This is a genomic window from Anaerobiospirillum succiniciproducens DSM 6400, from assembly GCF_000482845.1.
Taxonomy (GTDB): domain Bacteria; phylum Pseudomonadota; class Gammaproteobacteria; order Enterobacterales; family Succinivibrionaceae; genus Anaerobiospirillum; species Anaerobiospirillum succiniciproducens.
Genome location: NZ_KI519513.1, coordinates 1,032 through 26,540, shown reverse-complemented (window position 1 = coordinate 26,540; position 25,509 = coordinate 1,032). Strand labels below are relative to the sequence as shown.

Annotated in this window: 15 protein-coding genes; 8 read left to right on the top strand and 7 right to left on the bottom strand. The window is 44.5% G+C overall.

All coding sequences use genetic code 11. The annotated features are described in order from the left end of the window. Positions 1–423 precede the first annotated feature (423 nt). The 4 genes from rpsU (at position 424) to H524_RS0112860 (ending at position 6,711) form a co-directional block, all read left to right on the top strand. Complete coding sequence (gene rpsU / locus H524_RS0112875) at positions 424–639, top strand: 30S ribosomal protein S21 (protein ID WP_027940469.1); 216 nt, start codon at positions 424–426, stop codon at positions 637–639. A 1,793-nt stretch (positions 640–2,432) separates the two neighbouring features. Further along, a complete protein-coding gene (locus H524_RS16920; protein WP_052339115.1) occupies positions 2,433–3,761 on the top strand; it encodes an HAD family hydrolase in 1,329 nt (442 codons plus the stop codon). A gap of 548 nt (positions 3,762–4,309) precedes the next feature. Beyond that, positions 4,310–6,277, top strand: a complete 1,968-nt coding sequence (locus tag H524_RS0112865) for an ExeA family protein (protein WP_027940468.1) — start codon at positions 4,310–4,312, stop codon at positions 6,275–6,277. Between the two features lie 8 nt (positions 6,278–6,285). Beyond that, a complete protein-coding gene (locus H524_RS0112860; RefSeq protein WP_027940467.1) occupies positions 6,286–6,711 on the top strand; it encodes a hypothetical protein in 426 nt (141 codons plus the stop codon). Positions 6,712–7,092: 381 nt separating this feature from the next. Here H524_RS0112860 and H524_RS0112855 read toward each other — a convergent pair whose 3' ends face one another. After that, positions 7,093–7,944, bottom strand: coding sequence for a TIGR04211 family SH3 domain-containing protein (locus tag H524_RS0112855; RefSeq protein WP_027940466.1), 852 nt, complete (start codon positions 7,942–7,944; stop codon positions 7,093–7,095). A gap of 610 nt (positions 7,945–8,554) precedes the next feature. Here H524_RS0112855 and glnE point away from each other — a divergent pair. Further along, entirely contained in the window at positions 8,555–11,734 is a 3,180-nt protein-coding gene (gene glnE, locus H524_RS16915) for a bifunctional [glutamate--ammonia ligase]-adenylyl-L-tyrosine phosphorylase/[glutamate--ammonia-ligase] adenylyltransferase (RefSeq protein ID WP_052339114.1), read from the top strand. A 432-nt stretch (positions 11,735–12,166) separates the two neighbouring features. On the opposite strand, the gene H524_RS0112835 is transcribed toward glnE, so the two are convergent. The 3 genes from H524_RS0112835 to H524_RS0112825 all read right to left on the bottom strand — a co-directional run bounded on the left by H524_RS0112835 (position 12,167) and on the right by H524_RS0112825 (position 15,772). Next, on the bottom strand, positions 12,167–12,598 hold the full coding sequence (locus H524_RS0112835) for a hypothetical protein (RefSeq protein ID WP_027940465.1): 432 nt from the start codon (positions 12,596–12,598) through the stop codon (positions 12,167–12,169). Positions 12,599–13,088: 490 nt separating this feature from the next. Then, positions 13,089–14,117 carry an LpxL/LpxP family Kdo(2)-lipid IV(A) lauroyl/palmitoleoyl acyltransferase gene (gene lpxL, locus H524_RS0112830; RefSeq protein WP_052339113.1) on the bottom strand — a complete coding sequence of 343 codons (1,029 nt, stop codon included), beginning with the start codon at positions 14,115–14,117 and terminating at the stop codon, positions 13,089–13,091. A 650-nt stretch (positions 14,118–14,767) separates the two neighbouring features. Beyond that, entirely contained in the window at positions 14,768–15,772 is a 1,005-nt protein-coding gene (locus H524_RS0112825) for a substrate-binding domain-containing protein (RefSeq protein ID WP_027940463.1), read from the bottom strand. 1,393 nt (positions 15,773–17,165) lie between these two features. Between H524_RS0112825 and galE the strand changes: the two genes are divergently transcribed. From galE to galK, 3 genes are all read left to right on the top strand, one after another. Beyond that, positions 17,166–18,185, top strand: a complete 1,020-nt coding sequence (gene galE, locus H524_RS0112820) for a UDP-glucose 4-epimerase GalE (RefSeq protein ID WP_027940462.1) — start codon at positions 17,166–17,168, stop codon at positions 18,183–18,185. Between the two features lie 352 nt (positions 18,186–18,537). Continuing rightward, positions 18,538–19,575: a UDP-glucose--hexose-1-phosphate uridylyltransferase gene (locus H524_RS0112815; RefSeq protein ID WP_027940461.1), complete on the top strand. Its 1,038-nt coding sequence runs from the start codon at positions 18,538–18,540 to the stop codon at positions 19,573–19,575. Between the two features lie 405 nt (positions 19,576–19,980). After that, positions 19,981–21,135, top strand: coding sequence for a galactokinase (galK, locus tag H524_RS0112805; RefSeq protein ID WP_027940459.1), 1,155 nt, complete (start codon positions 19,981–19,983; stop codon positions 21,133–21,135). Positions 21,136–22,242: 1,107 nt separating this feature from the next. Here galK and H524_RS17385 read toward each other — a convergent pair. From H524_RS17385 to H524_RS0112790, 3 genes are all read right to left on the bottom strand, one after another. Continuing rightward, on the bottom strand, positions 22,243–22,395 hold the full coding sequence (locus tag H524_RS17385) for a hypothetical protein (protein ID WP_156907628.1): 153 nt from the start codon (positions 22,393–22,395) through the stop codon (positions 22,243–22,245). 550 nt (positions 22,396–22,945) lie between these two features. Next, entirely contained in the window at positions 22,946–24,118 is a 1,173-nt protein-coding gene (locus H524_RS15990; protein WP_044122502.1) for a MalY/PatB family protein, read from the bottom strand. 493 nt (positions 24,119–24,611) lie between these two features. Next, on the bottom strand, positions 24,612–24,992 hold the full coding sequence (locus H524_RS0112790) for a RidA family protein (protein WP_027940458.1): 381 nt from the start codon (positions 24,990–24,992) through the stop codon (positions 24,612–24,614). Between the last annotated feature and the right edge of the window lie 517 nt (positions 24,993–25,509).

Below are 25,509 nucleotides of genomic sequence, written 5' to 3'. Positions count from 1 at the left end.
TGCATCTATTCAATGCACTGATCGCTACCCAGAAAAGCCACATAAGTCCTAAGAACCAAGGCTTTTGCCAGCAAGAAAGAATAGATCCATCCGCCACGTATATTGGTATGAGTCAAGCTGGCGTAAGCTAAATTGCAATGCTTAGATCTTCTGATCTTGTGATCTTTTTAGTCTATGATCTCTGATCTTTTAGTAGCCGCAAAGCCCGTAAAATAAGCCTTTAAGCAAGAAAATAACGGTGATCTTAAGTGCTGTGATCTTAAAAAAGATGAGATTTGTCGTTCTTAAGTGCTTTACTTTTGGCTCTCATGACATTAGAATAATGCGCACTTCGATTTCCGGTAATTCTACTTGATGACTCCGGTTTTCTTATGATCCATGGTGGATCGATTTTAACTTTTACTTTTAAGGAAGGTGGTTTGCATGCCAGTCATCAGAGTACGTGAAAATGAGCCATTCGACGTTGCCTTAAGACGCTTCAAGCGTTCTTGCGAAAAGGCAGGTATCCTCGCTGACGTTAGAGCCCGTGAGTTCTACGAGAAGCCAACTACTGTACGTAAGCGTGCAAAGGCTTCTGCTATCAAGCGTCACGCTAAGAAGTTAGCACGCGAGAATGCACGTCGTACACGCTTATACTAATTCGCGTTGCATACTCGACTGAGCTGCAACAGACTATTAGTGGGTTAACCTCTACTAGTAAGTCTGATAGCTACATGGAAGCCCGCCCTGTGCGGGCTTTCGCATATCTGTACCCTCCCAAATCACAAGTAGCGCCTCTTTTTATCCTCCTCTTATCTTCGCTCTTTGCTACTTGCACCTCTTTGCCAAGCCAAACAAGCAAAGCAAAGCGTATCTTATCTACAAGAAACGCTCAGCTCATAAATTACAGGTAAGCTAAGTCAAGGCGAGAGTTTTAGCCACATTCATAAGCAATTAGGCAATACAGCAATACTGCTATCAGGCATGTATTCACAGGACTCTTAATACAACATTGTGTACATAGATTCGGGTAGATAGGTACATTGAGCGCAATCCTTAGAGGCTTTTTATCCTTAATATCAGCTGATAAAACTGCAGCATATCAGCCGATTTATGCAGGTGTATACGGTAGTGCTGGGGTAATCGTCATCTAAGCGTAATTCTTTTCTAAACGTCTTTGCTGTCTCTCGAGTTTGTCCTTCGACTCAGTTTGAAGTGGTTAGTTTGAATGGTTAGTTAAGGGAAATTGTTAGCACAGACATGGAGAAATCTGTAACCGCGAGGTGGCTCTTGTGGATGCCTGACAATAATTGTAGTTTTGTGCGTATATGGTGTCAGGTGGAGTGTGGTTTGAGTCGTGAAACGATACTTAAGTTTTTACTCACTATGGTTTTTAGTACATTAACTTTGTTGCTAAGTGTTAAGCACATCTCATGTAAAGTTCAGACGGTTTTTAAGAGAACTTGGGAGCAAATGGCTTGTATATAGCGTTTTGCGTTATCTATCTAAGGTGGGGACTTTGTAGTTATTGCTTTATAGTTAGGTGTGTAACTAGTCTATAAAGAGCATAAACATGCGCTTGATTGCGAAATAGGTGCTTAAAACCATATGCGTACACCATCTAATTGTGATATGGATCAATTTTTTAAGCATTACTCAAATCTTTTGATACTAGCCTAATACAACAAAAGTACACGTAATGAAAGTTGAGTTAAACAATACTTTTATAAAAAACCTTTATCTATGCGGTTTATATATTGAGGTCTGGTTATAACAGCACGCTCGTTAGTGTTTGCGCACGGTTACGGTACGCACTTTACTTTTAGATGCGGATGTACGATAAAAGTATATAGATAGGGCTTTTGTGTTTTATTCACAATGGAGCAGTGTAGATCCGTAATAGTGCAATCTGCAGTACCAAAGTGATAACTCAATTTAATTCCCTGCATAAGACTAGATGATGGGGTGCTGGCAATAGCTAAAGCTGATAAATACTGCCCCCTGAATCCAAAAGTAGCGAATGTGTACATTGTTATGGCGTTTAGCTGCAACTAAGGCAGAATTTTAAAGCTTAGTACCTTAGTAAGTTAAGGATAAGCTCAAGCTTAAGGTTTAAGTGGATTTAAGCCACATGCCCTTAAAAGAACTGCCTTGAGAAAGTGGAGCCTAAGCCACTTTATTGACTAACAGCAGATACGCGCACATGTGTATTAAAAACTAGGTAAATCCTAGTTGGTACATACAGGTACATGGACTTGTTTATACAAAAGAGCTGCAATTAGTTAAAGTTGGTTCCTGAAATTTGAGGCCTGTCTTAGTTCAATCTGCAGTAGATTGGTATGCTATACATATGACGATAGTGCATCTACGTCTATGTAGATACTGCAAGTGTGAATAGTGACGGTATCTGAGATTAGTGATCACCTTTGTGCAAGAAACAAGGCGGATGCGATATGCAAATCTCTCAAGTATTCGACAAGGTAAGTAGTGCTGTACAAAGCGGCATTCAAAATCTCACAGGCGAAGAACCACCAAAGGACAAGCAGTTTGGCCATGACCGTCGCGTCGTTACTTTCGACCTGTATGGTTGCTTGCTTAACTATCGAATGATTACTCACTTCGTGGGTCAAGTTGGTCGCGAGAACAAATTCGAGCCAGAATTAGTTGAGCGTTACTTCCAACTTTACCTCGAGCGCATTCGTCTGTCTCCTGACTTCATGACCATTCGTGATGTGCTTGAGACTTCGATGAAGTACCTTGATATGGAATTCAATACCAAGGTCTTCACCAAGAATTTTGCCGAGCTGTACCTTATTTATAATGACCTCAAGCCACATCCTGATGTGCTGCCTACTTTAGAGAAGCTGCACCGTGCTGGCTATGAGATGTATATTCTGGCAAATACCGACATTCAGCTTATCTCACGCCAGTTTGAAAACTTAGGCGGTTATTTTAGCGAGAAGACTGTTTTAGTTGCTGATGAGTGTCGTTGCTATAAGCCAAACTTAGGTTTCTTTAAGGCAGCAGCTGAAAAGTTTAAGCTCCGTAGCGCTGACCATTTCCATGTAACTTCAAACTATTTCCAGGATATTGCTCCAGCTTGCCGTATGCATTGGCTCACCGCCTATGTTAACCGTTCTAAGACTGGTGTTTTTGAGGATTTAGAGCCTTCTGTAGTGCTCAATAGCCTTACCGACTTAGAAGAGGGCATGCAGTTTGCCAAGCGCCGTATCGAGGAAGAAGAGCGTGCAGCAGCAGAGCGTGAGCAGCATGCTCGCCTCATTGAGGAAAAGAAGAAGCAAGTTGCAGCTCAGGCAGCTCAGCAGGCTAAGCTTCGTCAGCAACGTGAAATGGCCGCTCGCCAACAGCAGATGCAGCAGAAACAAATGCAGCAGCAGATGGCAGGTATGAGTCCACAACAGCAGCAGCAAATGATGCAGCAGATGCAGCAGCAACAGATGATGCAGCAGCAAATGGCTGGCATGAGTCCACAGCAGCAACAGCGCATGATGCAGCAAATGCAGCAGCAACAGATGATGCAGCAGCGTATGGCTCAGCAGCAAAGACGTGGCCCTGGTATTGGTATGCTCAATGACGATGACCTTGCAGATTTTGCAGGCTCAGGTCCAGCAGCAACTCCACAAAATCAGTACTTTGTACCGCAAAACGAGCGCGATGCTGCTTTAGCTGAGAAGATGCGTCACATGAACCCTGCTAAGGCTCGTGCTATCGCTAGAGCCCGCGAGCGTGGTTTAGCTGCAGCTCGTGGCCGTGTCATGTAGCCACCGCTTCAACTCATATTTCTTTGAAACTGCCGCTTTTTAGCGGCAGTTCCATTTTATCTTCACCAAAAAGCAATCCCATACCACCCCACAAAGCATCCAAGAGATAAGACGAATAACACCAAGCCAATTGGCTCCTGCCAAATCATCGAGCATTGCAATCCATCGCCGCATAGTAAGTACTCAGCACATAGCAAGATGCTCTCAGGGACATGCTCTCCCAAATGCCATGCCAATCGGAGCATAGCGCGTTGCTCTGAGGGCTGTGCTGCAAATGCTTCATGGTGGCAAAAGCATAGGTTCATCAACAAAATGCACGGATTCGTGTCTGCGGCTTCAAGTACGCCAATTGGGCTTGGATAGCGGTTTTTTAGTGACTTTTTACAATGCGGTTGGCTTTTTGTATGTATCGATTGCCTAAATTGTGAACTTAGCGGTGTCGCAAAGGCGCGTGATACATGATTCTAAGGAGTAAATCCTATATAATTTAGGGGCTCTTGTTTGAGCGTTTTGCTATTGGTTATTGGTAAGTAGTTAGGACTGTACTCATGTACCTGGAGTATTTTGGTTTAAATGACTATCCGTTTGACGGTTTGCCTGATAGGCGTTTTTACTATGTCGGCGGATCCCAGCACCAGTCCATCACCTTGCTCAATACCACTCTGTCTCGCTCAGGCAGCATCTGCGTACTTACTGGCCCATCTGGTGCAGGTAAGTCCACTCTCGTGCGCTTATTAATGCGCTCCTTGCCTCATCGTATGCGTATTATTGCCATCGATGATCCTCGTATTGATCCGCATAACCTCATTGCAACTATTTTACGTGCCTCTGGCGTGGTGGCTACTTCATTTGAGTCATTAAATGATCTGACTTTTAAGCTCAGAAAGATGCTTGAGACATCCATTGCCAATGGCATCATTACCACTGTTATTTGCGATGAGGCCCAAGGTCTTAGTGATGAAGTTTTAGAGCAAATTCGCCTTATTTCCAATATCGAAGGTGAAGCTGGCAAGATGCTTAATTTCTTGCTCGTTGGTCGTGACGATTTGATTGAGCATTTAAACAAGCCAATCCACGACATGCTCAAAAACCGCATTAAGATCTTTGCTACTCTGCCACCGCTCACTGCCAACGAAGTAGGCGCATATATAACCTACAGATTGCAGCAGGTTGGTCGAGTCACTCCTTTATTTACCGATAAGGCTATCGACGTCATCACTAAAAAGAGTGCTGGTGCGCCTCGTCTTATCAATGCCATTGCCGATATGGCGCTTAACATTGCCTATCAGAAAAAGTCTGAGCAAGTTAAAGGTGCCATTGCCGCTAAGGCAGCCTATTTAGTAAGCCACAATGAGGATGGTTTACGCAGCTACTTTAAGCATCTGTTTAAAGATATGCTCAGCGCCTCCTTGTACGCCAAAGCCGCTACTATTGGTGCAGCCTTTGTCTGTGCTGGTCTTACCTTTGTCGGCGCACTGATGTTAGTGCAGACCTTCATGCCAGTACGCTCCATTCAAAGTGCGCTTATCAACGATGCTCAAGTGCAAGCTCGTTATCAGGCTGTCTCTGACTATCTCTTCCGTGGCCGCAATGCTGCATCTCGTGAGCTGTATTTCTTTAATCAGGCAGTCTCTGAGTCTTACTTTAAGGTCAGCGCTTTTGCCACCTTATTTAAGGTGCATGGCTACACCGTTGATGATGAAGATGTAACTGTTAACTCAGCTATCTTAAAGAAAGCTAACTTACAAAGCTTATCTCAGACTGGCCCATTAAGTGAGGCTGTTTCATACAATGCTCCAGTACTCATTGGACTCATTGATGACAATCTCACGCCATTTTATGGCGTGCTCTATGAGCTTAATGATGACGTCGCTCAGATGATCATTGGCAACTACTTATTTGCCATTAAGCTTGATTACCTCAAAGAGCGTTATATTGGTGAATACACTGTTATTCATCCATATGTGGGCGATATTAGCGACTTAAAGTCACGTCGTACTGACACTAGAAAGGATATGGAGAATAAACTGCGTCCATATCTAACTGCATATCGCCAAAGAGCTTTAGAAAGCGCTAATCGTGAGGCGAATAAGGCCTTATTAAACTACGAGCGCCAAAAGGATGAAGTAGCTAAGCTGCGTCAAGCCGTACGTCAGCAGCTTTTATCCTCCATTGCTTCAGATAACTTAAGTGACAATCAGCTTGAGAAGATGCTTCAAAACCGCATTGGTGATGCTCTTTTAGAAGACGATGCTTATCAAGAGGCTTTAGCTAATCTTAAGGCTATGGAAAAGCTCAGTGCTGATAAAGAGATTAGAGCTGACCGTATTCGTACTATCTCACTGCGTTTAGATGATGGCTACGAGCGTGCCATGAATCTTTTCTTACAAGAGCAAAGCTTAAGTGAGATTAACGATCGTGCGGTCGCCTTACTGACTTTAGCTGGCTACGATGGCCCGCGCTTATTAAAGTCAGTGCCTGAGGCGCAAGACGTCACTCCTGCTAAGGATAAGTAGGGGGCATAATGCGTATTTCCATTACTCAGAAAGAACTGCAAGAGGCCTTTTATGAGCTTTCCTTTAACCGCTGGAAGGCTCTTAAGCTCTTTTCCTTTTGCTTTGCCTGTTGCATTGTAGGTCTTACAGCTTTGTATTGGACCTTAGATGTCAGCTTTGAAAAGCGCATTGATACCTTAACGCAAAAGCTTCTCCAAGAAATGGAAAACGAGGTCAATAACGCCCAAATGCCACCAGTCTCCAGCCTTTATGAAGGTGTTGTGGAGTATCGTGGCCGTGCTGATTTTGATAATGTTACTATCATCAATCCGCTGACAGCCAAATACATCAAAGACCATTCCATCTCACGTGTGCATGGTGAGCGTCGTGCCGTTGCCGAAGGCATCTATGAAATCCGCTTTACCAAAGTAACCGACGCATCAGACGGTAAATAACATCCTCGACAAATCCACCGCCACAGCACAGCCAAGATCCCAAGCTTCAACCTAACAGCTGCTAGCAAACAACCTCAGCTGCTTGCAGTCTCAGCCACGGCTCAAGTCAAAAACACCGCAACAAAAGACCCATTGTCCCGAATAAGAATGTCCCATAAGACCTAAAACAAAAGGCTCATTAGCCAGAATAAGAATGGGCAATGCGAGTAAAACAACAGGGCAATGAGTTAAAAAATGAAAGGGGACTTAATGGCAAAAGCAAAAGCTGTGGGAGCTGTAAGCTTTTTTAATGCATAGGGTGGCGTTTTTAGCTTGCCTCATAAGTAAAAAGGCCGAACTTGTAAAAGCTCGGCCTTTTTAAGATGCGTTTGAGGCTAACTTTTAGTAGCGGTCACGCTTTTGCTTGCGAGATGGGCGTGGGATGAATACGAACACAACACCTGCAATGGCACCGCACAGTGCAATGATGGCACCTTGCATCCACCAGCGCATTTGCATATCTAAGTCTTTGGTCTCAAGACGATCTGCATAGTCACGATAGAGCTCATCAAGTTCGTTGATGGTGGCATCTTTGTTAACAATAGTTGCCTGCATCTCATGATTGAGCTTGGTTAAACGTGCAACTTCAGCCTCAGCCTTCTTAGTACGCTGCATGAGCTCGTTGTCGTAATTATCTAAGCGACTTTGCAGTTCATCGATCTTGGCTTGGAGCTTGTCTGCAAGAGGACGGCCGCACATATTAGGAGTTAAAGACTCAACTAAGATCCAGTAGTTGTCACTTTCGTACTGAACCTGAGCCCAACGACGGTTATCGGAGTAGCGTAAGAACTTAAGCTCATCACCAACTGAGCGAGCACCTGTTACACGGTAACCCTCACCTGGACCTGAGCGAGTCCATACCTTGTTGTTATCAGAAATATAGACAGGGCCGCCTACATAGAAGCCATTGTCATCACGTACAGGTTCTTTCTTTGCTTCTTCTTCGGCTTTAGCAGTATCTTGGGCTGCTGCTTCCTCAGTTGGAGTAGCTGCATTGTCATTAGTAGCTGCCTCAGAAGCAGTTTCATTTGCAGTGGCGCTAACAGCTGCAGGAGCCTCAGCACTAGCAGTTGCTGCAGCAGTTTCAACAGCCTGTGCTGCCTGTGCTTCTTCTTCGGCATGAGCTTGCAGGCTACCAAGAGCAAAACAAAGGCTGCAAGCAAGAGATACACTTAAAAGTTTATTGATATGCACGTTCGTATCCTTCAAGAGATTCGCAAAGATAGGCAGTAATATTATCACACCATTGCCATTTGTGTTGCTAAAGCCCAATCATGGGCATTTTTGGCAAACTAAAGACCATCATCATCAAGCATACAAAAAGGTCCCTCAAAGTTAAGTCGAGCTCAAAGTCCTAGGCAAAAGCGTTAGCACCACTTTAAGTAGTGATATGGCTTGCATCTGTCAATTCAGGCATTAGAGGAGATCGCCTCTATACAAAACGCAGTTAAAACCTTGCTAGCGCTATCGTGTATCGCAGTTGCTTCTTAGATGCCGAATATCTAACAAAGCTGTTGAGTTAGGATGTATGATTTCAAATAAAGCTGTTGAGGGTAGGGTACAGCTAGCCATAATGCTAGCCATAATGCCTGTTGACCGTGGGGCACATGAGAAATAAGGCTTTTGAGCAATGAAAACGGGCTCTATTGGCAACGAAATGTGAATAGTGTGTACAGTGTGCTTGATTTGTCGCGCTATTGCAGCTACTTTTAGTAAGTAGCTTTATACAGCTAAAAGTAATAGACACGATCTGTTGCGTACTTGAGGTCTAGCAAGGCGCTAGATGAGATCCTTAGGAGTTGCTATGGCACTAAACTCTGACTATCCTTACGACATCTTTCCTGATTTTAATAACTTACCAGAGCTTCCTGAAGAGTTGTTAGCTGATGGACGTAACTTTTATGAGCGCTTAAAGCAGCGTGCAACTCCAGAGGATATGGCTGTATTTGACTCACGCCGTGAACTGCTCTATGTCATGTCCATGTCTGAGTTTATCTCCAGGACTTTGACTCAATATCCAAAAGAGTGTGCTGCACTCATCTCTCAAGGCGCGTTAGATGATCCATTCTTCTCTTTAGATCCAACTGACGTTGTTAACGAGACCATTGTTACAGGCCTTCAAGATCCTGAGCTGAAAAAACGTTTACGTGTATTACGCCGCACCCGTATGGTAGTGATTGCTTGGCGTGATCTTACCGGTCAGGCGGATATTGAAGAGGTTTTTGTCTCTTTATCTAATTTAGCTGAGTGCATTGTTGATCGTACCGTGCATGTGGTTAGAGAGAGCTTAAAGCCGGTCTTTGGTGATGCTTTCGATAAAGAAGGCAAGCAAATGCCGCTGCTTATTCTTGGCATGGGTAAGCTTGGTGGTGGTGAGCTTAACTTCTCTTCTGATATCGATTTAATCGCTTGCTATCCATACGATGACGATACTCAAGGTGGCTCTCGCTCTATTTCTCACCAAGAGTACTTCACCAAGGTCATGCAGCGTTTATCTAATCTCTTAAGCGAGGTGACTGCTGACTCCTTCTGCTATCGTATTGACTTGCGCTTAAGACCATTTGGTGATGCCGGCCCATTAGTTTCATCCTTTGATGCTTTAACTGTTTACTATGAAACTCAGGGTCGTACTTGGGAACGTTATGCCTTAGTTAAGGCCAAGATCATTGGCGACTACCACAAGTGGGGTACTTATGGTGACGAACTCATTGAGCTCTTGCGCCCATTTGTTTATCGTCGCTACCTTGATTACGGTGCAATTGAGTCTTTACGTAAGCTCAAGCACATGATCGAGTCTGAAGTACGTCGTCGTAATTTAGGCGATAACTTTAAGCTCGGCTCAGGTGGCATTCGCGAAGTCGAGTTCATTGCTCAGGTATTTGAGTTAATGCGCGGTGGTCGTATCCCTGAGCTAGCTGAGAGAAGTTTGCGTAAGACCTTACGTAATATTGCTAAGCTGCAGTTACTGCCAGAGTCTGTCTGCCAGGATCTTGATGATTGCTATATCTATCTGCGCCGTGTTGAAAACACCTTGCAGATGTTAGCTGACAAACAAACTCAGACTCTGCCTGAAAATGAAAAGGATCAAAAGCGACTAGCTATTGGTCTTAACAAGGGCTCATATCAAGAGCTCCTTGATGAGTTAGATAAAGTACGTGCATGTGTACATAAGCAATTCGTGTCTGTAATGCGTGATTCAGATGATGAGCAAGAGGAAAATGACGCTGCAGATGTAGAGTTATGGGAAACCGTACTCACCGCTGAAGAGCTTGAGCCTGTCTTAGAGCAGCTCTTAAAGAACAACAATCCTCACGCTCAAGAAAGTGCCTCAAGCGCAGAGCAGGGCAACAGCAATACATCGAACAGTGGCAACTGCAATACATCGAACAGTGGTAGCTCACACACATCGCATGGTTACCATGGTGTTGAGCCAAATGCTCCTGTTAAGTCAGCCACTTCAACTCCATATCGTGCAGGCGGTAGCTCTTCAAGCAGCTCTAAGAGCAATGAGTCTGAAGCTTATGCTTTAGCTCAAGCCATTATTAAGCTGCACAGTGCTCTTGACCGCATGCCAGTAGGCCCAATTGGTCGAGACACTCTGCTGCGTCTCATGCCGAAGATCATACGTGCCGTAGTTAAGTACAAAGATGCTGCTGGCTTATTTAAGAAGGTTGCCCTCTTAATTGAGAAGGTATCACTGCGTACTACATATCTGCAGTTACTTGCAGAGAACGATGGCACTCGTCAAAAGCTCTTAGCACTGCTAGATGGAAATAACTTTGCTGGCTCGCTTATCTCTGAGTACCCAATCTTACTTGATGAGCTGATTGCTCCACGCTATTTCAAAGAACCGCCTCATACTGAGGAGTACATGGCTTGGCTCAATGAGCGCTTAATGAGAATCGAGCCTGATGATCTTGAAGAGCAGATGGAAGAACTCCGTCTGTTTAAGAAGGTCATGGTGCTGCGTATTGCTATGTCTGATCAATCGCAGTCTCTACCACTCATGAAGATCTCTGACTCACTAACTTGGCTGGCTGAGGCCATTATTCGTGAGATCAGTGTGCTTGCTTGGCGTCAAACTGTTGAAAAGTACGGCACTTTAGAAAACCGCGATGAGCAAGATCCAGGTTATGCCATCATTGCCTACGGTAAGTTAGGCGGTATTGAGCTTGGCTACAAGTCTGACTTAGATATGGTCTTCATTCGTGAGGTGACCGATAAGAGCACCACTGGTAGCAACTCCATTCCTGCTGTGATGTTCTATCAGCGCTTTGTACAACGCTTTATGCATCTGTGCACTACCCGTATGAACGGTGGCACTATTTACGAGCTTGATATGCGTTTACGTCCTGATGGTGATTCAGGCGTGCTCATTAGTGATCTTGAGTCTTACGATTTATATCAAAAGAATCGTGCCTGGACTTGGGAGCATCAGGCCTTAGTGCGTGCCCGTGCGGTTGCAGGCTCTCCACGCGTTATTGAGGACTTTAACCGTGTCCGTGATGAGGTCTTAAGAACTCCACGTGATGAGGTGAAGCTCTCCGATGACGTATACGCTATGCGTATGAAGATGCGTAACTACTTAGATCGTAGCTCCGATAAGCTCTTTGATCTTAAGCAAGGTAAGGGCGGTATGGTAGATATTGAGTTCATCGCTCAGTACTTAACCTTACGTGAGGCTCCAAAGCATCCTGACATGGTCTTATGGTCGGATAACGTCCGTATCTTTGATGAGTGTGCTCGTTTAGGCATTCTCTCTGAGGACGATACCGAAAAGCTCAAGCACGCTTACCTCAATATCCGTGAGTGCTATCACCGCGTCAGCTTAGCTGATCGTCCTCGTATCGTCGATATTGAGGAGACTCCAGATGGCTGTCAGTGGGTAAGCAAGATCTTTGATGACATCTTCAAGGATGCCGCTGAGCGCTTTGTACCTCCACAGTACGGCAAAGCCAATAGCCTGCCACCAGGTACTGTATAAATATAAACAGCCTAAAAAAGCTTCAAAAAAGCTCACAGCGCAGCCTAGCGCTACACCAAACAAAAGCTCCAGTCCCATCCCAAGGTCATGGAGCTTTTCGTTTTCCAAAAAAAGGACAACCCCATCCGCAGTGCCTTCTCCAGGCGCATTCTATCTAGTTATCTGCAGCATATACAACAGCAAGCTACAAAAGCAAAAGCAAAAGCAAGCGCCGCTAGAGCAATTAACAGCTGCACAATGGAAATATGAGGCACAAAGCTGTCAAAGATGAGCAGTCCTCAAGCATGATGCAGCCGATAGCTACGCACTTTGTAAGCAATTGAGAAGAAAGAAGATGCGGTATACGTTGCTAAGGGCCTAAACTGCTTAGCAACGCGTTTGAAGAGGGGCAATTTGGGAAAAGCTAAGATCCTAAAAGATAGTCTGTATAGCTTATCTGAAGAAAAGAGGATCGTCGTTGTTTACTGATGGTTGAGGCAGATCGTACTCAAGCTTAACGCGTGAGGCTGGATTATCAACAGTTGAGCCTTTACCCGCAGGGCATTTGTAGATGCGGGCAGTAATGGCAATGCCCATGTCATCAGAGAGTCGATTCATGAGATCGGCATAAGCGTACCGCTCGACCATATGAGTGCCACCACGGCGAACAGTGATGAGCTTGAGGTCATAACGAGCGTTTTCGATAGTGGCGCGTGGTGTAGTCTCAAAGTTGCCTAAGAAGAGGCAACCTTTAACTTGATCCTCAGCGGCATTAACGACAAGGCGCATATCTTCTTGTTCTTCATTAGAGGCACAGCCTGACACCATATGAGAAGAGGCAAGAGCAATACTTAAAGCGCAAAGTAGTTTGAGTGTACGTGCCATATCCGACCCCTTAGAGAAAACAATTGACAAGAGCATACACAATGAATGTTGCAATTATATGACGCGTTTGTTGAATCTACATGTAATTTGCTTAGCATTGCGATCACGCGCACTCTAAAAGGTAGTTCTAACCATCTTTAGGCAATGAATCACTAGGACAGGGAGAATAACTCACATAACCAACTGACAAGAAGACGCTAACAACATGCCAAAACCCAGGTTAGCTAATCAATGCTCAAAGTTAATCGCGCTTGATTCTAATCTTCAGGTAATAGCCATAGGCATTGCTAATGCGCCAAAGCAAAATAGTCGTGCTTGCAAAAGGGCTAATGTGAAAAGTGGGGGCTTGCTAATGCGCCTAAGCACAAGAGTTTGGCTTGCACAATGGCCAATATTAAGAACTTGCTAGCTGATGGGGCCAAGGCAGTAGACCTTGGCCGTAGAGGTGGGGGTAGGCACGCTGATGATCGTGCTTATTTCTGCTATGGCGCTACTCGATTTCAGGGTAACGGCTTGGGACGCCCTCAGGACAGCTCTTAAAGCGGCGGTGCATCCACAGATACTGCTCTGGAGCAGAAAGAATCATTTGCTCTACATACTCATTGCCACGGCGGGTGTCAGCAACCTCGTCATCAGTTGGGAAGTTATCAATTGGCTCTAAGACACGGAAGCGATAGCCGTTTTTCTCACGAATGAGCCAGAAAGGTTGTACCTTAACGCCTTTGATGCGAGCAAGGTGGTGAAGACCTGTTACGGTTGCTGCTTGATCTACACCAAAGAAAGGCACGAATACGGCGCTATTAGTGCCATAGTCTTGATCTGGTGCATACCAAATAGGATAGCCCTTCATAACAGCCTTAACCATTGAGCGCACATCCATGCGATCAACTAAGGCAAGGTTAGAGCGCAGACGGCCTTTAACCTGCAGATATTCCAAAACAGGGTGATCTGAGCTGCGATATACGCCAATTCCAGGCTTAATAGCTAAAGCGTATAAACGTGCACCGATCTCTAAAGTGGTCATGTGGCAAGTAAATGCAATGATACGGGCATCAGATGAAACGAGCTCTTTAGCTTTGGCTAATTCTTGCTCATCAATAATCAGTAAGCGCTTAATACGCCAATCAGGCCAGAACCATGCAATACCGGTTTCAAATAAGGCTACACCAGCACTTTGAAAGATGCGCTTTTCTAAGTCGGCATACCACTTGTCGTCTTTATCAGGAAAGCACAGCTTTAAATTGGTCTGAACAATGTAGCGACGACCTTTAACAAAGCGCATGAGAAAGCCGCCTAAGAACTTGCCTAGACCTACAATGCAACGGTATGGCAGGAGGTTAACGAGAAGGTATAAAAGAGTAAAGCTAGCCCAGGTTCCTAAGAAGGATGGCTTGAGCATGGATAAACTAAAGGGAATACCCTCAGTAACGCCATCACCCCAGCCTATCTTACGATTGGTATTGCGGTGAGCCTTTTTACGTTCTTCAAATGACTTATGAATTTTGAACTTCCCGGCCATCGTACCACCCTAAGATCTCAAAACAACAAACGTTCACTAGAGCTACATCATAAAAAGGAGTGAGAAAGTCTTATAAAGACAGTCTCAAGCGACAAGCCAAATATTCTATGGTCTATACCGCAAGAAACATACTCGCGAAGCCTCATCAAGCTCTAGTAGCAGAACAAATCTATCTTTCATTTTAACCGCACTAGCGTTAATGCGCCAACTAAACGAGCGAATCTGTCGAAATATAGCACTATGACTATCAAAAACTACATACAACCATACAGAAATTAGGCCCGATGGTAGCTAAAAAGTACATACAGTTACTACACTTCCAAAGCCTTGACCATAGAAATGAGACGATTGTCCTGAGCTATACACTCAAACATAGCAGTGAATTTGAAAACAGTCTACAAAAGTAGAGCTTAAAAGCAGCTCACAAAGCAAGCTAGCACAACCAGCTTGCAAAGCTATGAGGCTCCGACAGCTAGCATCGACCGCTTGCAAAGCTAGGAAGCAAAGGCAGGTAACAGCGGCAGGTAGCAAAGAGCCGAAGTATGAGGTGGGGATTGTGAGCACTGTGAGTGCGATGATGGTGGCTTTGTCGGCGTGCTTGTCTGCTTGCCCCAGGCACGAGGGCGTGGGGCAGAAAAGAGGAATGCTTGCTAGAGCTGACGAACTGAGTCGCGCTTGATAAGCTCGACAGTGTAGTCTTCGCGTACGGTGATTGGGCGGCCTTCATAGAGGTCAATTGAGCGTAAGATGGCCTCTTCAGAGATCTCTTTGACTGGATTGTTGACGGTGGTTAATGGCGGAATCAGACAAGTGCTTAAGTAGAGATTGTCAAAGCCAGTTATTGAGACATCATCAGGGATCTTGTAGCCATGCGCGTGTAAGGTTGCCATAAAGCCTGCAGCCATTACATCTGAGTAGCAAGCAACAGCAGTAAAGTCCTCACCAGGAGTGAGGCGATTCATGAGATCTAAAGCTGCTTGAGAACCGCCCTCTAAAGAAGGCTCAGCTGAGGTAATGAGGCGTGGGATGTACTTGATACCAGCTTTTTTGAGGGTATCAACATAGCCTCGGAAACGCTCATCCGCATCTAAAATGCGGTGACCAGAGTTAACAAAGGCGATCTTGCGATGACCTTTGTCGATAAGCTCTTGTACGGCTAAGCATTGACCATGGTAGTTGTTAAGAATGAGGCAACGCTCTTCATAACCACGTACCACACGGTTCATGAGCACCATATATGGCACGGTCTCAAGATAGTTAATTAAGGTTGCATCATCCACAGCTAGAGCATGGACTACTAAACCACGGCATTGATAGGAAATGAGATCGTCAATGGCATGGATCTCACGCTCGGCATTGTGATAGCCCTGACCAACTAAGAGGTTATAGCCCATCTTATGGATGGCATCATCACAGGCACGAACTGCCGCACCAAAGTACGGATCAGATACTTCAGAGACGACGACACCAATAGTATGAGAATCGCGTTGTACTAAAGCACGGGCATTGGCGTTTAGGTAGAAGCCTAATTCCTCACGTGCTTTATTGACCGCATCGACAGACTTTTTGGATACACGTGGTGAACCATTGAGTACGCGTGACACTGTAGCCACGGATACATTGGCTAGTTTTGCTACATCACGAATAGTAGGCATCAGTCACCTCAAAACATCTAATCGGTATGGGCAGCTATTGTAGCCGCTATTACCTTTGTTTTGTTGTTTCTTAAGCAAATGCAAGTTAACAGACTCGATCTTCATAAGCCATAAAATAAAGCTTATCAACTCTGCTCAAGAACAATGCTTCAATTTTCCATAACTAAAGATCACACACTAAGCACTAAGCGAGTTATAACAAAGTAAGAGCTTAGCGCGTTGATTGCCTAGAGTAGCGTCACATTCAACAAGATCTTTTAGATCTTGATTGTAGATGCCAAATCAACAAGTCTAGTTAGCTTTGCAATTAAATTATATGCCTTGGTAGTTTAAGTGCGTAGAGTTTAGTTTGCTATCAAAGAAGCTTAAGTAAAAATACAGTGTTACTAGCGCAAAAAGCGCACTGCCTTAGCAATAGTAAACGATAAACGAAGAACACATAGCCTTAGCAATAGTAAACGATAAACGGAAAACACATAGCCTGAGCAATAAGCTGCGTTAAATAAGTCACTTACAATACAAGTATAAAAGAGGCTATAAACGCTTATTGCCACGTGAGGCTGAAGATCTAGCAAGTACAGATCTCATCGAATATCAGATTGAATCGAGCTCTAATGCTAAATGAAAGCACGCATCACGTATAGAGAGCAAAATAAGGCTAGCAGTACACTTTGTTTTGTATCACAAAAACACAAAGTACTTGTCTAGCAATTTCTAATGAACAAGTTCAGTTTGATAAGATGAGCGTAGTTGGTGTTAAGACCAATGTTTGCACAAAAGAGATTCTTATAATCAAAGGTAAATGGCGTATTTACAGGCTTTATAAGCGCTTGCCAAAGCTTTAGATTAGCTAAGAACGCTCTTAAATGGTGCCTCATGTAAACGTTTACATGACTTATGGGCGCTATATGCCCACCCATTGTGCAAAGGAGGGTCGAACACTTGCTAGTTACTGTCTTCGTTGACAAGTCAACGTCAATAAGAATATACCGCTAAAGGCCTGAAATATCAGCACTATTAGGGATTATTAACAAAGTATGCACTAGCTCACAAAAAGTTAGTACGCGTTTTATGCAAAATGATTATAATAGTGTAAACGTTTACATTCTGATTAATCTCGGGTTTTATCAGAAACTTTCAGTAGCGTTTTGAGCATTTTTTATGAGGAGTTTATGCAAGCTCCTAGATGCGATGGTTTTAACCATCAGCGTGATAATCAATGCCATCACCTGACATTGTAATAAGACAAGGTTTATGCTCAGCTACTGAAAAGTAAACGTAATGACGTGTAAGTCCGCGTGCGGAACCATGGCTCTACTGACGCAACTCTTTATAGCCTATTAAGCCAGACTATTAAGAGACAGTAGGCTCGGTTAAAGAAAGGAATAGTTTCATGGCTACAATTTTAGTTACTGGCGGTGCAGGTTACATCGGTTCACATACAGTTTGTGAGCTAGTCAAGGCTGGCTACGATCCGATTATTTTCGACAACTTCTCAAACGCAAAGCCAGCTGTTCTTGCACGTATTAAGCAGATTTGCGGCCGCTCAGTTCCATTTTATGCTGGTGACATTCGTGTCTATGATCAGCTTGCTCAGGTATTTGAGGAGCACAAGATTGACGGTGTAATTCACTTTGCAGGCTTAAAGGCTGTGGGTGAGTCCGTTAAAAAGCCTCTTGAGTACTACGACAACAACGTCAACGGTTCACGCGTTTTACTGCAGGTAATGCGTGACTATAAGTGCTACAACTTCATCTTCTCCTCATCCTCAACCGTTTATGGTGAGCCAGATTCACTGCCTTTAACTGAGAATAGCCCAGTAAAGCGTGCTAACTGTCCATACGGCCAGACCAAGGTAGACATCGAGTACATGGCAGAGGAACTGCAAAAGGCTGTTCCTGAGTTCTCCGTAACTCTGCTGCGTTACTTCAACCCTGTGGGTGCCCATGAGTCAGGCTTAATTGGTGAGGATCCACGCGGTATTCCTAATAACCTGATGCCATACTTAACTCAGGTAGCAGTAGGCCGTTTAGAGTGCTTATCCATCTTTGGTAACGATTACCCAACAGCTGATGGTACTTGCGTACGTGACTACATCCACGTAGTTGACTTAGCTTTAGGCCACGTTGCTGCATTAAAGCACTGCCTTGATAAGGCCGGTGTTCATATCTATAACCTCGGCACTGGTACTGGCTACTCAGTATTAGACATGGTTAAGGCCTTCTCCAAGGCTATTAGTCGTGAGCTTCCACACAAGTTTGCTCCACGCCGTGCTGGTGACGTAGTTAGCTGCTATGCCGACGCTTCTAAGGCTAAGAACGAGCTTGGTTGGGTTGCTACTAAGACCTTAGACGACATGACTGCCGATGCCTACAACTGGCAGAAGAACAACCCTAACGGTTACGACGACTAAGAGTCAGTTATCACTAAGAGCTCTAGGCTACTAGTTTTGGCTCTTTGCCACGCCCAAATAGTGGGCACATAAGACAAGGTTTAGGCCTTTAAAGGCCGCATCAGCCAGGCATTAAGAACCTGGCTATGTCCGGCATCAAGAACCTGGCTATGCCAGGCTCAAGATAGCTAGGCAATCCAAGCTGCATGAGCTTGGTTAAGACCAGATTGGATACATCCAACCTGGCCTTGGGCCAGACTGACTTAGGTCAGTCTGGTCTCATTAAGTGGCAATAGTGAAGATAAGCAGCCATAGCGGTTTATTTTTTTGTTCACAGAGCTTTTAGTTCACAGGATTTGCAAAGGACTAAGACATGAGCTTCAATATTTCAGATCATCCACACCGTCGTTACAACGCACTTACTGGTGAGTGGATTTTAGTTTCTCCTCACCGTGCTAAGCGTCCTTGGAACGGTCAAGTAGAAAAGAATGCCGATGAGCAAAAGCCAAGCTACGATCCTAGCTGCTACCTGTGCCCAGGCAACACCCGTGTTTCTGGTGATGTTAATCCAAAGTATGAGAGCAACTACGTTTTCACCAACGACTTTGCTGCTTTAATGCCAGACACTCCACTTGATGGCCCAGAAAATGACGATTTATTCTGCTTAGAGCCAGCTCGTGGTACTGCTCGTGTTATTTGCTTCTCTGCAGATCACTCTAAGACCTTACCTGTAATGGAGGTTAACGAGATTCGTTCTGTAGTTGATCTGTGGGCCTCTCAGCTTACTGAGCTGAGCGCTGAGTACAAGTGGGTACAGCTCTTTGAGAACAAGGGCGCTGTAATGGGCTGCTCCAACCCTCACCCACACGGCCAGATCTGGGCTTGCTCTTTCTTACCTGAGGAAATTACCAAGGAAGTAAGACAGCAAAACGAATACTTCAAGAAGCACGGCTCTCCACTCCTTTTAGACTATGTAAAGAGAGAGCTTGAGAAGAAAGAGCGTATCGTTTGTGAGACCGAGTTCTTCGTAGCTTTAGTTCCTTACTGGGCATTCTGGCCATTTGAGACCATGATTCTGCCTAAGTTTGCAGTTAAGTCCATCAATGAGCTCAATGATGAGCAGCGTGATGATTTAGCTTTATGCATCAAGAAGCTGACCACTCGTTATGACAACCTCTTTGAGTGCTCCTTCCCATACTCCATGGGCTGGCACAATGCTCCTGCTGATGGCGAGCCTCATGAGGGTTGGCAGCTGCACGCTCACTACTATCCACCACTTCTTCGTTCTGCAACTGTTAAGAAGTTCGTAGCTGGTTTTGAGCTCTTAGCAGAAAAGCAGCGTGACTTAACTCCAGAGCAGGCTGCAGAGCGTCTGCGTGCCTTAAGCGAAGTTCACTACACCAAGAAGTAGTTTTTAGCAAAAGATTCTCCTTGAGATAAGGTACAGCAGGTTTAACCTGCTGTGCCTTGTATAGAACAGCTAGAAGTAGCCACAATGCTACAAAACCCCCAGGGTAGACTTATGCGCCGCTTAGCAGCTCTTAGATCTACCTTTTTAGCATGAGACTTATGCTCCTTGTGCAAGTAAATACTTGTACAGCGACTATAGGTTTTAGCTTAGTGCGCTTGTGCGCACTTGAGTCATTTGCCATTAAAGATAAGTACTATCTTTGTGGCAAGAAGGTCTTGTATTGCCCTTTGCATATGGATGCAGGGTATGGCTCAGAGCTGATCACTATCAGTTACCGCAATACATAGCTTTAAGCTTTGCGGTACTGAGGTAAGGACAGAGCCTGGATATTTACGGAGAATGAAGATGAGCGACGTACGTGTAAAGAGCGCTGAGGCTTTTGAGAAGCATTTTGGCTGCAAGCCTGAGTATCTTTGCTATGCTCCAGGCCGTGTGAACCTGATCGGTGAGCACACTGATTACAATGACGGCTTCGTGCTGCCATGTGCCATTAAGTTTGGTACTGCTATGACTGCACGCAAGAACGGCACCGATAAGATTCGTCTGTTAGCCATTGATATCAATGGTGAGACCGATGAGTTCACCATTAGCGGTGAGTATCAGGCTCACGAGAGCAAGACATGGGCTAACTACTTACGTGCCATGACCTCCTTAATCGTATCAAAAGGTCACAAGGTTGAAGGTATCGACGTAGCTATTACTGGTGATATTCCATTAGGCTCAGGTTTATCTTCATCTGCATCTTTAGAAGTTACTTTTGGTAACCTCTTATCCTCTATCTTCTCTTTAAACATTCCTCTCCAAGAGATTGCTCTTACCGGTCAGGCTTGTGAGGCTTTAAATGGCTGTAAGTGCGGCATTATGGATCAGACCATCGTAGCTTGCGGTAGCGCTGATCACGCTCTGTTAATTGACTGCCGTTCATTAGAGTTAAAGCAGATCCCTGTACCAAAGGAGTTAGACATCCTCATCGTTAACTCCAATGTTAAGCACGCCTTAGTCGGTGGTGAGTACAACGAGCGTCGTGAGCAGTGTGAAAACGCCGCTAAGATTTTAGGCGTTAAGGCTCTGCGTGATGCCACCATGGAAATGTTAGATGCTGCCAAGGATAAGATGGACGACGTAACTTATCGTCGTGCACGCCACGTTATCACTGAAGATGATCGCGTGCTTGAGGCAGTTAAGGCTTTTGAACAAGGCAACTTAGCCAAGCTTTCTGAGTTAATGTACGCATCTCACTGCTCTATGCGTGACGACTTTGAGATTACCATCCCTGAGATTGACGGCTTAGTTGAGATTATCCGCGAGGCCATTGGTGAGAATGCTGCAGTACGTATGACTGGCGGCGGCTTTGGCGGCTCCGTTGTAGCAGTAGTAGATCCTAAGAATGTAGAGAAGGTCAAGGCTGCTATCGATGAGAAGTACGAAAAGATTGCAGGTCGCAAGGCTACTATCATCGAGACCCATGCTTTTGACGGCACCGTCTTCACCAAGTTATAAGATTTTTGGTCCATAAGTTAAACGTGAGGATCAAGTCTTCTAAGCTTAAGAACAAAGTCTAATCCTTAGACCAAAACACTTAAGTCTTAGCTTAACAGTCTTGAGTCTTAGAAAAACAGTCTTCACTCTAAGCTAAAAAGTCTTAATCCTTGCGTTTTTTAGACCAACAGCCGCATGCTTTTAAGGTTTTACCTTATTTTTGTTTCCAAGGTTTTACCTAAATTGGCTGGCAACTATAACAATCATGCAAACATGAGTATGCATGCAAACATGCTCAAGATAAGTGCTAGGAAAAAGGTGCTTTTAGGATTGGTTCAATCTTAATGGCTCCATATCCTATGCGGCATGCTTAGCCTCTGCATGAGTATCATCGGAATTTTCGGTGATCACACAACACACACATAAAACAACAATGCAGCTGATGCTGCACCTTTGGCCCTGCAGATGTTCATTCATCTCAGGGCCTTTTTAATGTATCAAACCTGAAATACAAGCCACTTTTCAAGGCAAAAATCTAAGCCACACCACAAGCCACGACACAAGGATACCAAGCAACAGCACAAGGCTTTTAAGCAACAGCACAAGGCACAACACATGGATACTAAGCAACAGCACTAGCAGTTTTGTATTCACCTGGATAGCTATCAAAATAGCTATACCATCGCGCTTTTGGTCAAGGCAAGAGCAATTTACCTGCTAAGGAATGCACAATCTTAGGCAGACGATCATTAGTTTAGATGTAGCGTATGCGATTCATCCCCGGACTCACTATAGTGTAGGTTGGGGCATTATCGCTAATTTATGGTAAAATATAATCGTGCCTCGGCCTTCTGATATTTATGCGAATGTAAACGTTTACATGAGCTTTCAAGCTAAGCTTTTGTAGAGCGTTATTGCTAGTTTTTGCAGAATGTAGAGCACGCTTGTACCTTTAAGATCTATCTTGCAAAGCCCATGGAATTAAGGCAGTACATGGAAAATAGGGCCTCAAGGCTTAACAATGCTCAGATCATCAATATGTTTTACTTGAGCGTGTAAACGTTTACATGCTCAGGTGTAACAATACTTTCAGTGTGCATTGCGAGGCTTTGTGAAGTTATGGCACTGCTAAGCTCTAGCAGTTAGGTACAAATGCAGAACCACCTTAAGGCCAGTATCAAGCTCAATTGACCTTAAGTTTGGCTCTGATAAGTAATCAAGTGGCAGCACCAAGCTCAGCTCCTGCTTGATGTTTATAAGTAAGCATAGCTTACTTACCATACATATCCTTTGATACTTAGTGCCGATGTTTACTCCGGCACTGTGGTGAATAGGCCTTGTAGTTGTAGCTGCAAGGCCTTTTTTCGAGGCACCACAACATTGCGCTATGCCGTGCATTAAGCTAAATAGGCCTAATGCAAAGGCCAAAAGAGCAACACGTCCTTAATGATCTTAAGTGCTCAGCTTAAGCACCGCCATCTCACATTCTACTTCCAGAGCCTGCCTAGTTGCCTCATGAACACGCAGCTTCAGCACATATGAAGGTGCAAGCAGTGTCATCTATAACAAAAGGCCCCCACAAAATGGTTTGCAAGGGCCTTGTTGTTAGCGCTACAGCAATATACTTTGAAGTATCACACTATTTTGCTTGCGTACTTATAGCATAGTTAGCAGTGCTCGAGTTCGTCAGTTGTGCTCTAGTTCTTATAGCACTGTCAGCTGTGCTTGAGTTCTTATCTCATGTCACTTGCTGCAATTAAGCATAGCGCCGCAGCGCCTCATTGCTGTAGAGCTTTAGCGCTTTATAGCTTTAACGATGTGCGCATGGCTACTAAGCTTGGTCTTGCAGAGCTTTTTCGATACGAGCTACCACTTCTTCAAGGGTGGCGCGAGGGCAACCAAGGTTAATACGAGCAAATCCCGCAAACTGCTTGGAGAAGTTGGAGCCTTTAAGCAGCACCACACCGGCCTTGTTGAGGAAAAATGAGTACATTTCATCCTCAGAGGCAAAGACCTCATTAAAGTCAACCCATAATAAGAAGGTGCCTTCACGAGTGGTGATCTTAGCTTTAGGAAAGAGGGCAGTAAGTTTTTCTCGCAAATACTCGTCGTTAGCGTCGATGACCTTGTTAACCTCATCAACGTAATAGCCGCACTCTTGATAAGCACACTTCATCATAGCGTTAGCAAAGAAGTTTGGCTCAGCAAGGCCGCTACGCTCGATTTCGGCAACCATTTGTGCTCTTACTTTGGCATTTGGAATGATAAGGTAAGAGGCGTGACAGCCCATCACATTAAAGGTTTTAGATGGCGCGTTAATTACGATGAGCTTTTGCTCAATATCACCTTTAAGAGAGGCACAGGAGATAAACTTGTGACCAGGGGTTACAAAGTCACTATGAATCTCGTCTACAAAGAGCATGAGATCATGGGCAACGCAGAAGGATGCAACTTGTTCTAGCTCTTCACGAGTAAAGACGCGACCAGTTGGATTGTGCGGTGAGACAAAGATAAAAGCTTTAGTCTTCTTAGTAACTTGCTTTTCTAAGGCCTCAAAGTCCATAACATAGCGGCCATCGCGCTCAACTAAAGCAGGCTCGATAATGTTACGGCCATTGTTGACTGCAGCATCATGCAGCGGTGGGTAGTATGGTGCGCTTAAGATGATGCTGTCTCCTGGGCGCGAGAATGCCTCAACAAATAATGAGGCGGCCATAACAATGCGCGGAATATAGACAATACTCTGCTTGTCTACAGGGCAATTGTGGCGCTGTGCATACCAAGACTGTACGCCGCTTTTAAAAGCGTCGTTGAGCATGGTGTAGCCATAAAGGCCGGTTGCAGCAGCTTGACTAAGGGCTTTAGCAATTTCAGGAGGACCTACAAAGTCCATATCTGCACAGCCCATTTGAATGAGGTCCTTGCGACCTATCGCGTGAATCGGTGCATCCCACTTCCAACTGTCAGTGTTGCAGCGATTAATAACGCTTGTAAAATCTAACACGGGATTGTTCCCTCTGTTAAGGTTACTTACATTCTATACAAAACAAGCAAAGAGCTATGGTAAAGAGCAATTAACAGCAAACACATTAGTAGATATCATGGCAAAGGCCATATCCATCAAAGCGCTCTGTCGCAAAGAAGCTTGTTATATAGGATGTAATCATCTATACGCTTCATGCATCATAATCCCATGTAGTGCCATCTAAAAAGCTAAATAAGCAATTACATCAGCGTGTTTATCAACTTATATAGCCAAGTTCGATAGCTATGAGTTTTAGATGCAGCGTACTTATCAAAAAAGCCTCTCAAGTAAGTCCATCACATCACGGGCAATAAACACAAATCGCCGCACTTGTGCAGGCAATAAAAAAACAAAGATTGCCCGGTATCACTGGCGATAAACAAAGATTGCCTTGTACCAAAGTAAGGCATAAGCATGCCTTAACTTTAGATGCAAACTATGGCTCTAATATTTAGAGAGGCCCAAAATGCTCTTACTTAGCGCAGATACACTCAATCTCGACTTTAGCAGCCTTTGGCAGCTCTTTTACAGCTACGCATGAGCGAGTTGGGTAAGGCTCAGCAAAGAAGGTGGCATACACTTCGTTTACGGCAGCAAAATCATTGATGTCGGTGATGAAAACAGTAGTCTTAACTACATCAGCCATAGTAAAGCCGCCAGCTTCAACTAAAGCCTTTAAGTTAGTAAGAGACTGCTTAGCCTGCTCTTTAATGTCAGATGGCATGTCACCAGTCTGTGGGTTTACAGGAATCTGGCCAGATACGAAGAGCATGTTAGCGCCAACTTGCATAGCGCTTGAGTATGGGCCAATAGCCTTAGGAGCATTGTCTGAACGTACAACAGTATTAGACATGTTCAACCTCAAAAAGAAAGAAAGTAAATCAATCTGCAGCTAGCAACTACTAAAGCGCACTCAACTACAAGCCCACAAGCGATAAAAGCCGCAGGCCAAGAGCGAGACGACCAAAAGGTAAAAAGCACAATTAGCAGCTAGCAATGCAGCCATTAGTCTCACAAGAAAGCTAGGCACAATCTTTAGTTGCCATACAGCTTTGCTAAGTTTGACTTGAATAAACTTTGCCACATCTTTTTACGCTGCGCAATAATGCTAATTGCTCTGTATCACTTTGGTGTTTTGCATCTCAGACCACACTCATCTCTCATCCGCACATATATCAGGTTACCGGCACAAATCTTAAAAAATCACTGCTCAAGACAAGAGCAGGCTTCCTTATATCTTTGTATGTCTTCTACACCAAATATAAAGTCACAAAAGCCATGACATCAACTGCCAACTAAACCATCACCACTAAGTGCACTCCTTGCAAAGCACCATGTAAACAAAAAGCTAATGGCCCTGTAAACAAAGG